Origin of the sequence: Rheinheimera texasensis DSM 17496 (assembly GCF_000711985.1) — a bacterium.
In the GTDB taxonomy this organism is placed as follows: domain Bacteria; phylum Pseudomonadota; class Gammaproteobacteria; order Enterobacterales; family Alteromonadaceae; genus Pararheinheimera; species Pararheinheimera texasensis.
In genome coordinates, this window is record NZ_JONU01000008.1 from 347602 (window position 1) to 362131 (window position 14530).

Sequence of the window (14530 nt, forward strand, 5' to 3'; positions counted from 1 at the left end):
GCCACAGATAAAAAGGCGTTCTGTATAACTTTTGCCGGATTGCATGCAGATTCAATTTGATTTTACTTACCTGATGATCAATTCCGGCAAGTTTATTGACAGTGATTAGCGGATTCAAGCTTTGTTTAAGCCAGCCAGGAGGCGTATGCACTGCGTGTTGGTTATATGATTCAGATGTGGGCATCATTGTTGTCGGGTTACCACCGATTTAACAGGCATAAATGACTGTACGATGCCATTTATGCCTGGACCCTTTTGCCGAACGCAACGAGATGCGGCTCCATTCAGCTTACTGACGCAAGAACAGAAAGCTGAGATTTGCATCTTAAAGCTTACGTAGATAGCAGAAGCGGGCGACAGCTTTGCGGAGCCACTCTCAGGCCACTTTAAAGCGTGCGGCCATCATTTGCAGTTCATTGCCGAGCCGGCTCAGGTCTGTGCTGGCGGCGGCAGTTTGCCGGCTGCCGATCGCGGATTGTTCCGCGACGTCACGAATGCTGAAAATGCTGCGGTTAATTTGCTCTGCTACTGTGGCCTGCTGCATCGCGGCAGCGGCGATTTGTTGATTCATTGATTGAATTGTGTCGATTGCCCGTTCAATTGACGTGATGGCTTCAGCCGCACTATCAGCGCTGCACAGCGTCTGTTCCGCCAGGCCTGCGCTCTTTTGCATGTTGCCGACTGCAGTTTCTGCTTTGTATTGTAACGTGCTGATCAACTGCTCAATCTGACCGGTTGACTGCTGAGTCCGCTTCGCCAGGGCGCGCACTTCATCTGCAACCACGGAGAAGCCGCGGCCCGCTTCGCCGGCTCTGGCGGCTTCAATGGCCGCATTCAAGGCCAGCAAATTAGTCTGGTCGGCGATGCTTTTAATCACGTCCAGGACGGCACCGATACTGTTACTCTGATCTTTTAACTCGACAATAGCCTGTACAGAGGTTGTTACTTCATGTGCCAGTGCTTTGATTTGACTCGTGGTCTGGCCAACGACCTGTGAGCCCTGGCTGGCTTGTTGTGCTGATTCAGTGGCACTGCCGGAAGCGGCCTCGGCGCTTTGTGCAACATCCTGCACAGTCGCCACCATTTCGTTCATTGCTGTGGCCACCTGTTCGGTTTCTTCCTGTTGCTGGCGCACGCCGGCTGAATTTTGCGCTGAAATCGCCGCCATTTCTTCAGTGGCTGCCGCCAGCTGTGCGATACCCATGGTCAGATTCTGAATCAGGCTGCGTAGGTTGATGCTCATTTGTTGCATTGAACGCATCAGTTGGCCCGGTTCATCCCGCCGATATGTGGGTAAGTCACTCGTCAGGTCGCCAGCCGCGATATTCTCTGCTACCCGCACCACCTGCTGGATGGGTGTCACCACCATTTGCGTGATGATCAGCGCCGCCATCAGGCCAATCACCAGCGCCGCTGCGGCACAGATGATAATCAGGCGCTCTTTACCAGCCACTTCACTTCTCATCGCTTCCAGCTGGCGTTCGACTGATTTGGTGCCGGCCTGATCGGCAGCCCTGGCCGCTGTGGTCATTTGCTGTTCCAGTGCTGCAATGTCTGTAGTGCGATTCTCGCTGCGGGCGTCTTTCAGCTGGGTCAGCAGCTGTTGATAGTCGTTGAGCTCAGTGAGCATTCCCCGCATCAGCGTTGCACTTTCCTGCGTACTGAACAACGCCAGGCTTGCTTCGCCTTGTTGTTTAGCTCTGCTGCTCAGTTCCTGCGCGGCCTGATAATATTTGGTATCGCCACGTAGCAGAAAGTTTTTTTCCTGCTGACGGGCCTCACTGATCAATAAGTTGGCTTCGCTCACTTTATTGTTGAGCTCAAATCTGGCACTCAGGCTCTCCAGCGACAAATAGCTGGTGACGGAAACGAATAATAAAATCATCAACACCAGACCAAAACCAGCCAACAGCTTGACGCGAATACTCAGATTCTCTATCGCTACTAACATAGATGGAACTCCGTTAGGTTGGGGCAGGCGTTGGCGCAGGGCCTGCGTGCTTGCATTTTATCTGGCTTGCTTACCGCAAGCCGGCTCGTTTTATGCCGTTTTAAACTTCTTCACTTTTTGCTCCAGGCTGATGGCCAGATCTTCCAGTTGTTGACTGGACACCGTGATGGCGCTGGCCTGTTCCTCGACCAGAACGGCAGATCGGGTGATGTGGCTGAAGTGGCGGCTGATTTCTGTTGCCACTGCGGATTGTTGCTCTGCGGCAGTGGCGATCTGCAGATTCATCTGACTGATTTGACGGACCGACACATTGATGGCATTCAGTGAGTCGCCGGCTTTTTGCGCCTGTTCGACACTATTATCGGCCTGAGCTTTGCCTTGGGCCATTACCGCGACCGAATTGACCGAACTGCTTTGCATTTTTTCTATCACGGCCTGGATTTGGCGGGTTGATTCTTGCGTGCGCCGTGCCAGATTACGCACTTCGTCGGCCACCACAGCGAAGCCCCGGCCTTGTTCGCCGGCTCTGGCCGCTTCAATGGCCGCGTTTAATGCCAATAAATTGGTTTGCTCGGCAATACCCTGGATCACTTCCAGTACTGAACCAATCTGGCGGCTGTCTTGCGATAAATGATGGATAACAACGGCCGCTTCGCTTACTTTTTCTGCTAAGGCATTGATACTCGATTGGGTTTTGCCGACTTCAGCCTGGCCAGCAGTAAATTCGTTCATCGCTGTTTGTGCCATGCCGGCGGCATCGCTGGTGTGACTTGTCACTGCCGCTACTGTCGAAGACATCTGATCTACTGCGGTTGCACCCTGAGCAGTGGCCTGTTTCTGCTGACTGATCAGCTCTTCATTGTATTGTGCTGTCGACAATAAGGCTTTTGAGGCGGCTGATAACTGACTGGCAACCGCAATCGAATCTCTGGTAATGCCGGACATGTGGTCAGTTAAATCTTTGACAGCGCTTAGAATACTGTCTGAAGCAGATACCCGTACCTGCACTGTTAAATCACCGGAAGCAATCTGTCGCAGCACCTGCACTGCATATTCAGGTTCACCACCGACCATGTTTTTCAGCCGGCTGACGGTGCTGAAAGCGACAAAAGCACCAATGATGATGGCAATGGCTGTCACGGTCAGCATGATCCATTGAAAGCTGTTGGTCTGGTCGCGGGCCGCCGCGACCTGTTGCTGAATCGCTGCTTCCTGATAGTCGATGAGTTTATTAATCCGTTTCAGCCATTCGCTGTAGGATGGAGAAACAGTGGTCAATAAATAATCTGTCGCCTGCTGCTGTCGGCCGCTGTTGACCATCTGTAACAGATTGGCGGTGACTTGCTGCGTTGACAGCTCAATTTCTTTAATCAGCTGCAGCAGCCTTACTTCTTCGGCGCTGTGCGGCACTTTGCTGTACATAGTGTCGAGGGTCGCAGCGGCCTGTTGATAAAATTGGTCTAACCGCTTGATGTCGCTTTGATGGGTTTGCGACTGACCGGCTTCCTGCACCAGAACGGCGTCCCGGATTGAAATGGCTCTGTCGTGCACACTGCCGCGAAAGTTAATCGCCTGGCGTTGTTCCACCGCTGTTTGTTCAGATAGCTGCGTCAAATTGGCATCGGCGATGCTGATTTTAAACAAACCAAATAAAGTGATGCCCAGCATGATCACTAACAGCATGCTGAAGCCGGAATACAGTTGCTTCACTACCGTCATTATTGCACCTGCTTTGAAGTTATCGAGCGACTACTGTGCCGTAAAAAATAAGTTACGTTTGGTGCAATGGTCTGGATCAGTGGCTGTTCCGAATTTCGTTAATTGTCGCCTGCGCCAGCGGCGATGTGCTGTTGCTTTTTGAGGTGATCAGCATGACCGGGATTTGATAGCAGTATTTCTCGGGCATAATGGCGCGGAACAGGCCTTTGTCGACCCAGTAACTGGCATAGTGTTCGGGCAAATAACCGATAAACTGGCCGGATAAAATCAGATGGGCGATGCCTTCATCGTGATAGGCGCTGGCGCTGTTTTGATAGTTCAGGCCGTCGTTGCGGCTGTCTTTGTCGCGCAGGTAGTTGCTGGTAATAACTTCAGCTTGTGGCAGTAACTCACTGATTTTATTTGCTTCACAGTCAAATAGCGGATGGCCTTTACCGCAGTATAAATAGTTGGTTTCGTTGTGCAGCGGCACATAATCCAAGCCGCGGATCTGATGGCGGCTGACACCGATGCCGACCAACGAACGGCCGTTCGCCACAGACGTTTCTACTTCACGCGCTTCACAGACATAAATCTCAAACTGCAGGTTGCTGCTTCTGGCTTTAAGCCTCGCTATTGCCTGTGCCACACCGCAGCGTGGGTCGCTGACCAGGGTATCGATAATGGCAATAGTGACGCGGCCGGAGAGCTGATGTTTAGAACCTGCGACTGTGCTGGCAAAAGTCTCACATTGCTGCAGTAATTCTAATGATGCCTGATAGGTGATGCGACCGGCGTCGGTCAGTTCAAAGCCGCTACGGCCGCGTTTACATAGCTTGAGGCCAAGCCTTATTTCCAAATCTGACAAATGGGTGCTGATGGTCGAGCGGCCGATATTTAACCGTGACTCGGCCGCTGATAGACCGCCACATTCGACGATAGTGACAAATATCCGCAACAAACGTAAATCGACGTCCTGTACCTGCATTAGTTTGCGGCCTTTTAGTTCGATAAATTCGGAATAAGATACGATTATTATGTATTTATAAAACATCAGGCGCAAGCTAGCATCTGTTCATCCGCTGCCTGGCCGGCAGCAGCAGTTGCACCAATTTATGGAGTTTAAGATGGCATTTCATTATGGTATCGATCGGCTGGATTTAGACACAGTCAACGGCATCGCCAGCGGCCGCATCCCGGCACTGTTAAGCGAAGCTGCAGTGGCGAAAATCAACCAAAGCCGCGCTTGTGTCGATGTGATGGCGGCATCCGACAAAGCCATTTATGGTATCAACACTGGTTTTGGCCCTTTGTGTGACACGCAAATTTCGCCGGCCGAAACCGCGTTATTACAGAAAAACCTGCTAATCACTCATGCCGTTGGCGTCGGTGAACCTATTGCCAAAGCCATTTCCAAATTAATGCTGATCACTAAAGTGCACGCTCTGAGCCAGGGCTTTTCCGGTGTGCGGCTTGAAGTCGTTGAGCGTATGCTGAAATTTATCGAGCTGGATCTGATCCCGGTAGTGCCGGAGCAAGGTTCAGTGGGTGCATCCGGGGATTTGGCGCCGTTGTCACATTTATTCCTGCCATTAATCGGCGAAGGCGAATTCTGGGCCAAAGGCGACAGCAAAGACATCATTCCGGCAGCGCAAGCGTTAGTCGAGCATGGTTTAACTCCACTGGAATTGCAGGCCAAAGAAGGCTTAGGCCTGATTAACGGCACTCAGTTTATTTTGTCGCATGGCATCACAGCGCTGACCAAAATGCAGTATTTGCTGGATTTAGCCGATGTGGCGGGCGCTATGAGCATCGAAGGTATGCAGGGCAGTGGTTCACCGTTTCGGCCTGAACTGCACGAAATCCGGCCTTTCCCAGGCAATATCGAAGTGGCCGCGCGGATGCGCCGGCTGTTTAAAGACTCACAAAATATGGCGTCGCACACCGGCTGTGCCCGCGTGCAGGACCCGTATTCGCTGCGTTGTATCCCGCAGGTGCATGGCGCATCGCGCAACGCCTTTAACCATTTAAAACAGCTGGTTGAGATTGAGATGAACTCAGTCACCGACAACCCTATTGTCATCAGCTCGGAAGAAGCATTATCCGGTGGTGGTTTCCACGGCCAGCCGCTGGCGATGGTGCTGGATTACACCTCGATTGCCGCCGCCGAACTTGGCAATATTTCTGACCGCCGTTGTTATCTGTTGCTGGAAGGCCTGCACGGTTTGCCGCGCCTGCTGACCAAAGCCGGTGGCCTCAACTCCGGCATGATGATCCCGCAATACACCACGGCGGCACTGGTGACTGAAAACAAATCTTTGTGTTTCCCGCCTTCTGCCGACAGCGTACCAACCTCGATGGGCCAGGAAGACCATGTGTCGATGGGCAGTATCTCTGGCCGTAAACTGAATCAAATCCTCGGCAACTTAGAGAAGATATTAGCCATTGAACTGATGTATGCCGCCCAGGCCATCGAGTTCCGCCGGCCGAACAAATGCTCTGATTTAATCGAAGAAAATCATGCGATTATCCGCGCCAAAGTCGCCAAGCTGGAAGAAGACCGCCTGTTGAAGCCGGATATTGATGCGATGATCAAGCTGGTCCGTAGCCAGGCCTTCCACGTTAACTTTGCGCTGAACTCATAAAGGAAATCGCCATGAATTTTCAGGACCAGATTAAACAAGGTATTCCGGCCACTTTACCTGCAGCCAAGCCTTATCCGGCGGACGCCAACCGTGCGCCAAAGCGCAAAGACATTTTAACCAAAGCGGAAAAGCAGCTGGCGGTACGTAATGCGCTGCGTTATTTCCCAAAAGAATGGCACGCTGAACTCGCGGTTGAATTTGCCAAAGAGCTGAATGACTTTGGCCGCATTTACATGTATCGCTTTAAGCCGGAATACGCCATTAAAGCGCGGCCGATCAGCGACTATCCGGCTAACTGCCAGCAGGCCGCCGCTATTATGCTGATGATTGACAACAACTTAGACCCGGCAGTAGCACAGCATCCGGAAGAACTGATCACTTACGGTGGCAATGGCGCAGTGTTCCAAAACTGGGCGCAATATCGCTTAACGATGAAATACTTAAGTGAAATGGCTGAAGATCAAACGCTGCATATGTATTCCGGTCACCCAATGGGCTTGTTCCCATCATCTGTCGAAGCGCCGCGAGTGGTGGTGACCAACGGTATGATGATCCCGAATTATTCCAGGCCAGACGACTGGGAGCGCTTTAATGCGTTAGGTGTCACCCAATACGGTCAGATGACGGCCGGTTCTTTTATGTACATCGGCCCGCAGGGCATAGTGCATGGCACCACCATCACAGTGATGAATGCGTTTCGAAAAGTGCTGGTAAAAGGCGATACGCCCAAAGGCAAAATCTTTTTAACTGCAGGTTTAGGTGGCATGAGCGGCGCTCAGCCTAAAGCCGGCAACATCGCCAATTGCATTACCGTTTGCGCTGAAGTAAACCCAAAAGCGGCGACCAAACGCCATCAGCAGGGTTGGGTTGATGAACTCATCGACAATATGCCGGCGCTGATTAATCGCGTCAAACAAGCACAAGCGCAGCAGGAGGTGGTGTCTATTGCTTATATTGGCAACGTGGTCGACGTGTGGGAAGCCTTTGATGCTGAGGATATTTTTGTGCATTTAGGCTCAGATCAGACATCTTTGCATAACCCATGGTCGGGCGGCTATTACCCGGTTGGCGTATCATACGATGAAGCCAACCGCTTGATCCGTGAAGAACCCGGGCTGTTTAAAACCAAAGTGCAAGACACACTAAAGCGCCATGCGGCCATTGTGAATAAACACACCGCCAAAGGCACTTATTTCTTTGACTATGGCAATGCGTTTTTACTGGAAGCCTCACGTGCCGGTGGCGATGTGATGTCTGACAATGGCATCGACTTTAAATATCCGTCTTATGTGCAGGATATCTTGGGCCCTATGTGTTTTGACTACGGCTTTGGTCCGTTCCGCTGGGTTTGTACTTCGGGCAAACCGGAAGATTTGGACAAAACCGATGCGATTGCGGCGGAAGTTTTACAGCGCCTGATGCTGGAAGCGCCGGAAGAAATTCAGCAGCAGATGCAGGACAACATCAGCTGGATTTTAGACGCTAAGCAAAACAAGCTGGTGGTCGGTTCACAAGCACGCATTCTGTATGCCGACGCGCAGGGCCGTGCTGAAATCGCCCAGGCCTTTAACGACGCCATCGCGCGTGGCGAGATTGGCCCAGTGGTGTTAGGTCGTGACCATCACGACGTCAGCGGCACCGACTCGCCGTTCCGCGAAACTTCCAACATCTATGACGGCAGCCGTTTTACCGCTGACATGGCCATTCACAACGTCATCGGCGACAGTTTCCGTGGTGCGACCTGGGTGTCTATCCACAACGGTGGCGGCGTTGGCTGGGGCGAAGTAATGAATGGCGGTTTTGGCATGTTGCTGGATGGTTCAGCTGAAGCGTCGAAGCGCTTAAAATCGATGTTGTTCTTTGATGTCAACAACGGTATCGCTCGGCGAAGCTGGGCGCGCAACAACGAGGCGGATTTTGCCATCCGCCGTGAAATGGCGCGCACACCAAAACTGCAGGTGACGCTGGCCAACCGCGTCGACGACGAACTGCTGAACCAGTTGCCGTTTTAACTGACTGAGACTGGTCTGCGCCAGTAAGGCTTACAGCGGAGGCGGGTCTATGTCATGTGACGACCCGCTGAAACTGTGCCTGGCTTGTACTCAGCGTATTTGCAGGGGACGTTGCGCCTGCACTTGCCGCAGCGCTGCCTCGAATCGCATTAACAAACTCTCAGCACCGCGTTTGGACAAGACAGTGTAAAGACCAACCTGCTCAGGGATAGGGCAGATTTGAAGATCTTGCGGTGAACTTGCCACTGTCAAAGCAGGATAATTTAGCTGCTGGACCATCAGGTCAGATTCCGTCCGTGTTCATTTCGAAGTAAGCTGGCTTTTTCTGATTTTTGATAGCGCGGGCGACAAGTACCAATGCTCATTTTTCAACAATGCCGGTTTTTATTGGGCCTGAGCCATCAGGTGCAGGTCTCACAATTACAGCTTTCTGCCGGCCAGCACTGTGCCATTGTGGGCGCGAATGGCAGTGGTAAATCGGCGTTGGCGGCGGTGTTGGCTGGGCAGGCGCAATTATTGGCAGGTCATGCAGAGTTACCTGCACGCATTAGTTGGGTCAGCAGTGCACAACAACAGGCACTGATTGAAGCGGAGCGACGCAAAGGCGACGCCGATATTTTGGATGTAGAGGTGGACCCGAGCAGCGCCCGGGACATCATCTGTCGCGACCATCAGCATTGGTCGGACGCGCAGGAACAGCAGTTACAGCAGCTCGCCAGCATGCTGCGTTTGCAGCAACGGCTCGACACAGCTTTTCTGGCGCTGTCGACCGGTGAAACCCGCAAGTTATTATTAATCAAAGCGATTTTACAACAACCAGAATTATTGGTGCTGGACGAGCCTTTTAACGGTCTCGATGTCGACGCTTGTTCGGCGCTGCAGCAGCTGTTAGCGGATTTGCAGCAACGCATGACTTTAGTGCTGGTCCTGAACCGGCTTAGTGAACTGCCGGATTTTACGCAAAAAATTCTGTATCTGGCGCATGGTGAGATCGAATGGCAATCGGCCGACGCTGGTATCACCGCGTTGGAACTGGCGGAACTGGCGCAACTGAATCAGTTGCAACAAGCTCCGGGGCCATTGCCGGGCAAAGACCGTGATCGTTTCACGCCGGCACTGGCCGAGCAGATCTTAGTCCGTTTGCGTCAGGGTAAAGTGCAGTATGGTGACAGAGTGATTTTTCAGGGCCTCGACTGGCAAATTCAGCGCGGTGAACACTGGCAAATCACCGGGCCGAATGGTTCAGGTAAAACCTGTTTATTGCAGATGCTAAGCGGTGATAATTCACACTGTTACACCAACGATTTGCAAGTGTTTGGCTATCAGCGCGGCAACGGCGAAAGCATCTGGGATATCAAACAGCATCTCGGGCTGGTATCGAATAGCCTGCAGCTGCAATACCGCGTCGGTTGCCCGGTATTGCATGTAGTACTGTCCGGTTTTTACGACAGCATTGGCCTGTACGACCAGCCGTCAGCCCTACAAATTCAACTGGCGCAGCAATGGCTGGCGTTAATTGGCCTCGAAGCCAAAGCCAAAGACTCATTCCAGTCGCTGTCCTTTGGTGACCAGCGGCTGGTGCTGATCGTGCGGGCTATGGTGAAACACCCAACGCTGCTGATTTTAGATGAACCCTGCAATGGCCTCGACGAACTGAACCGGCTTAAAGTGCTGGCGCTGTTAAGTGTGTTGGCGCAAAGCGGCGAATCAACTTTGTTATATGTCAATCATCACTCTGAGGACAAAATCGATGGTATTCATCGGGTATTGCGGATGACCGATTATCAGGCGCCAGTGCCGGATCGGCCAGTCGCGTAAGCGGCTCTGTGCTACCAGACTGCGACAATTTGTCACAGCCGGCCCGGCATTTGTTTATGAAAAAATAACACCATTCCAGCTTGTTGATTTTATGGTGATATTTGATGCAGTCCTGCCACTTTTCCCAATCCCTCCCACGCACTCGTTTAGCCCTGTTGCTCGCCGCTGTATTGCCGGTGGCCAGCCTGCAGGCTGCGGAGCTATCCGCAAACGACAGCGCCCTTGAAGCCCAGGTAGAACGTCTGACCGTCTATGGCGAAAAACAATCCGACACTTTTGGCAGCAAGTCGGGCATTTTACTGAAAGAGCTGCCACAAAGTGTGCAGCTATTAGATGTCGATAGCCTGCGGGCGCAGGGGCTGGTGTCGGTTGGTGACTTGTTACGCGATGTGCCGGGTGCCAACCCGGGATATTCCCGCGTGGGGCCTTATCAGTCCTTCAGTCTGAAAATTCGCGGCTTTATGGCGGACCAGATGCGCAACGGCATGCGCCAGCGTTATTTTGAAGATGTGGATGCATCAGCGCTTAACAGCATCGAACGGCTGGAGGTATTAAAAGGGCCGTCCGGTGTGTTGTATGGTCAGTCGGCGGTGGGCGGCGTGATTAACCTGGTCAGTAAAATGCCGGGCGCCGATCAAAGCGGCAGTGCCTCGGTCCGTCTTGGCAGTTTCAGCCAAAAAGCGCTGAACTTTGACCACAGCCTGCAACTAAGTGATGCCAGCGCGCAAAACGTGGCCCTGCGGCTGACCGGCGAGCTGGAACGTTCTGATACTTTTGTCGACCGCCAGCCGATGGACCGTAATAATTTTGGTCTGGCGCTGGTACATACATTGGGCGAGCGTGTGACCGGCCATCTGGTGGCGGAATATGTCAGCCGCGAAACCACGCGTTATCCGGGTTTGCCGGTGTCGCTGGTGTTACCGGATCAGGATGCCGACGTGCTCGACAGCAGCCTGCAACTGGGTGAACCCGGTTTTGCTAACCTGCGATCTTTTGCACCTTTGTGGCAATACTGGGCCGATGTTCGCCTCAATGACGACTGGACACTGACGCCACGCCTGCAATATCAGCAATTTAATACGGTATTTGGGCAGGTGAACCTGCGCGCACCGGTCGCCGGCTCGCCGCAGCTGATTAGCCGCAATGGCCGCCAGGGCCGCGAGGATGATGATTACAGCATCGCGCAGTTGGATCTCAGCGGCAAACTGAACACCGGCGGCTTCGAACATCAGCTGCTGCTCGGTTATGAAGGCAGCTGGGAGCGCGGCCGTTTTACCCAGTCCAATATCCGCGCCGGTTCGCTAGCGCCTATCCATGTGCAGCAACCGGTGTATCAGTACGACCGCGTCGCACCGGTGTTAGATTTTGCTTTTGATAATGCTTACAACCTGGATTCCGATGCCTGGTATCTGCAGGACCAGCTGCGCCTGACAGAGCAGCTACAGCTGATTGGTGCGGTGCGTTATACCGACAGCAAAGCCGGCAATGGCAGCTGGCAAGCAGTGACGGATTATGTGCCGGTGTCGTCCACCATCTGGCAACTGGGGCTGACCTATCAGCTCAATGACCAGTTCACTTTGTTCGCCGGCCATAACACCGGCTTTGATCTGGAAAGCAGTGCGGCAGCCCGTAGCCGCAGCGGTGCGGCTTTAAAACCGGAAGAATCAGCGCAGCAGGAAATTGGCTTGCGGCTGGCGGCCGGCGACTTCAACGGCAGTGTCGCGCTGTTCCGGCTAGAGCGGCTGAACGCATTAACCGCCGATTTAATCGACCCGGATTTTAGCGTGAACAGCGGCGAACAGCGGGTCAATGGCGTGGAACTGGAAGGCAAATGGCAAGTGACTGCTGCCGTCGCAGTACAGGCCGGTTATGCCTGGATGGATGGGGAAGTCACTGTCAGTAACGACGGCGATCAGGGCGCTGCCTTAGGCGATCTGGCGCGGCATCAGTTGAGCCTCAGCACCAGCTGGCAGCTGAACCCTCAGTGGTCAGCGTATCTGCGTGGTAACTACAGCAGTAGCCGGCCTTTGTTGACCGGCTCGGACTGGACCTTAGATGGTTATAACCTGATTGGCGCCGGTTTCTCGTATCAGGCCAGCCAGTGGTCGGCACAACTGGCGCTGAACAATCTGCTGGACCAGGGCTATTACACCGCGTCCGGTAACGGCTTTGTGGTCTATCCGGGTGAGCCGCGTCAGGCCAGCCTGCAACTGAACTGGCAGTGGTAATGATGACAACAGCGCAATCGGCGAAAGCACAGCCAGCAACCAGCCAAGACGCACAGCGCGCCGGTCAGCGTCGGGCCTTGTTTTTCTGGCACGCCTGGTCGGCGCTGATGGTGGCGCCGGTGCTGTTGGTGTTGCTGCTGACCGGCAGCATCTACCTGTTTGACCGTGAGTTTGACCAGGCGTGGCAAGCCAAAGCATATGCGGTAGCGCAGTCCGGACAACCGGCGGCAACGCTGCAACAGCAGCAGGATTTTCTGCGTGAGCAGTATCCAGACGCCCGGCTGGACAAAGTGCTGTTGCCGCGTGAAGCATCTCAGGCGGTGCGCTGGCAGCTGGAAACGACAGAGGGTAGCCGGCTTGTTTATCTCGATCCTTACCAGCTGAAGGTCAATGCCATTGAAGATCCGGCCAGTGCGCCGATGGCGCTGGTGCGGCGCCTGCATGGCGAACTGCTGGCCGGCGCGGTGGGTGGTTATTTGATTGAGTGGATGTCGTGTTGGACGCTGTTTTTACTGCTGACCGGTGCCTGGATCTGGTGTCCGAAACAGTGGCGACTGGCCGGCGTGCTCTGGCCGCGCCGACGTGCCGATGGTTCAGTGCATTGGCGCGACTGGCATGCGATCCCTGCTCTGGTAGCGTCTTTGCTGCTGGCTTTCCTGGTGTTGACAGGTTTGCCCTGGTCGATTTTCTGGGGCCAGCAGTTTGCCAGCATGAGCCATGAACTCAGTCACAAAGCAGGACCGGCCTGGCACTGGATAGCGCCGTCACCGAATTTTCATCTGCCTGATACTGTGAATGCGGTTGATCCGCATGCGGAACATCGCGCTGAAGCAGCGAACGAAGCAATGGTTACAGGTGCTGCAGAGCCCTGGAGTGCGCAGCACCAGCATGTGCCGGCGCAGTCTGAAATCCGGCAGGGTCTTGCAGATATTGAATTGCTGACCTCCGCGCTGGCTTTATTACCAACGGAGCAGTTTGGCCCCGGAGTGCGGATTTTTTATCCCTCTGATGCTACAGCACCTTTTAAAATCAGCTATGTACCGGACAAAGCCGAAGGCCAACGCACGATTTATGTCGATGCCAACACGGGCGCTGTGCTGGATGATATTGGCTGGCAGCGTTATTCACTGGCGGCCAAAGTAGTGGAGTGGGGCGTGATGACGCATCTGGGCCGGCAATATGGCCTGCTGAATCAACTGCTGAACCTGCTGTTTTGTCTTATCGCCACCGGCGCTATTGCGGCTGGGCTGCGGCTATGGTGGTTACGTCGGCAGCCGGGGCGCTGGTTACCGCCGCGCCAGCGCACGGACCGCCTGCCACGGATACTGCAGCTGAGTCTGTTGCTGCTGGCACTGCTATTTCCACTGTTATGGCTGGCGTTGGTGTTGTATGCGTTTTTTTGGTGGCGGCCTCTGCGAAATTGCTAACGCTCAGGGCGTGGTTTGACTTTGCCGCACACCATATTCAAACATACAACCGGCAAAGGCCGGATAGCTTTGCAGGGGCGTCAGAACAATTTTGCTGATGGCGCTGATTTGATCCGCGCTTTGTACCTGGCTGATCTCCAGATAATAAAACCAATTCGGATCGGCATCAGCCTGCAGCTCCAGATAAGGGTATTGCCTGATCCGCCACTGGCCTTGCAGCATGGCGGCGTCGAGGTTATGACTGGTTTCGATACGGATCTGAAAACGCTGATTGGCTAAAAGTTCGATGCTGGCCGGTCCGGCACAGCCGGCGCCCTGATAGAGGTAGCTGAAGTCTTTTGGCGATGCGGTTTGCTGCACAGTCTGGCCGGGGGGCAGTAAAAACAACCCGATAGCATTGCCGCTATACCAATGATTGCCATGCACCATGGATTCAACCCTAAGTGCCGACCAGCCTTGTTGTTCGAGTAAATTCCTTAACTGGTCAGCTTCTGCGGGTCTGTCCATCAACAGGCCAGTGATCAGGGTATTCTGCTGCACCTGTGCCGGAAAGGCCAGGTCGTTCACAGTCACCGCAAAGCCTTGTGCCTGCAAACTGCTGCGCAGTTGTTCAGTTTGTTCTGCTGACAAATAACGGCCATATAAATGCACTTGTGTGTGTGCGCAGCCAGTGAGCCACAACAGCAGCGCCAGCACGGGAACCCGCTTTAGCATCAGTTTTCCTTAACTATTACAAATGTAATAGTTAAGT

Annotated in this window: 9 protein-coding genes; 5 read left to right on the plus strand and 4 right to left on the minus strand. The window is 53.6% G+C overall.

The annotated features are described in order from the left end of the window. Positions 1–376: 376 nt before the first annotated feature. The 3 genes from Q399_RS0107505 to Q399_RS0107515 all read right to left on the minus strand — a co-directional run bounded on the left by Q399_RS0107505 (position 377) and on the right by Q399_RS0107515 (position 4637). Positions 377–1951: a methyl-accepting chemotaxis protein gene (locus Q399_RS0107505; protein ID WP_031567320.1), complete on the minus strand. Its 1575-nt coding sequence runs from the start codon at positions 1949–1951 to the stop codon at positions 377–379. A gap of 90 nt (positions 1952–2041) precedes the next feature. After that, positions 2042–3670: a methyl-accepting chemotaxis protein gene (locus tag Q399_RS0107510; protein WP_031567322.1), complete on the minus strand. Its 1629-nt coding sequence runs from the start codon at positions 3668–3670 to the stop codon at positions 2042–2044. 76 nt (positions 3671–3746) lie between these two features. Continuing rightward, positions 3747–4637 carry a LysR family transcriptional regulator gene (locus Q399_RS0107515; RefSeq protein WP_031567325.1) on the minus strand — a complete coding sequence of 297 codons (891 nt, stop codon included), beginning with the start codon at positions 4635–4637 and terminating at the stop codon, positions 3747–3749. 139 nt (positions 4638–4776) lie between these two features. Here Q399_RS0107515 and hutH point away from each other — a divergent pair, with 139 nt between their 5' ends. The 5 genes from hutH to Q399_RS0107545 all read left to right on the plus strand — a co-directional run bounded on the left by hutH (position 4777) and on the right by Q399_RS0107545 (position 13779). After that, positions 4777–6294: a histidine ammonia-lyase gene (gene hutH, locus Q399_RS0107520; RefSeq protein WP_031567328.1), complete on the plus strand. Its 1518-nt coding sequence runs from the start codon at positions 4777–4779 to the stop codon at positions 6292–6294. Between the two features lie 11 nt (positions 6295–6305). Continuing rightward, on the plus strand, positions 6306–8306 hold the full coding sequence (locus tag Q399_RS0107525; RefSeq protein WP_031567330.1) for a urocanate hydratase: 2001 nt from the start codon (positions 6306–6308) through the stop codon (positions 8304–8306). Between the two features lie 357 nt (positions 8307–8663). Continuing rightward, complete coding sequence (gene modF, locus Q399_RS0107535; protein WP_031567335.1) at positions 8664–10124, plus strand: molybdate ABC transporter ATP-binding protein ModF; 1461 nt, start codon at positions 8664–8666, stop codon at positions 10122–10124. A 104-nt stretch (positions 10125–10228) separates the two neighbouring features. Then, complete coding sequence (locus tag Q399_RS0107540; RefSeq protein ID WP_084164198.1) at positions 10229–12352, plus strand: TonB-dependent receptor; 2124 nt, start codon at positions 10229–10231, stop codon at positions 12350–12352. Beyond that, positions 12352–13779 (plus strand): PepSY-associated TM helix domain-containing protein, encoded by a 1428-nt coding sequence (locus Q399_RS0107545; protein WP_031567343.1) that lies wholly within the window; start codon positions 12352–12354, stop codon positions 13777–13779. The genes Q399_RS0107540 and Q399_RS0107545 overlap by 1 nt, the downstream gene beginning before the upstream one ends. Positions 13780–13782: 3 nt before the next feature. On the opposite strand, the gene Q399_RS0107550 is transcribed toward Q399_RS0107545, so the two are convergent. Beyond that, entirely contained in the window at positions 13783–14493 is a 711-nt protein-coding gene (locus Q399_RS0107550) for a hypothetical protein (RefSeq protein WP_031567345.1), read from the minus strand. Positions 14494–14530: the final 37 nt, after the last annotated feature.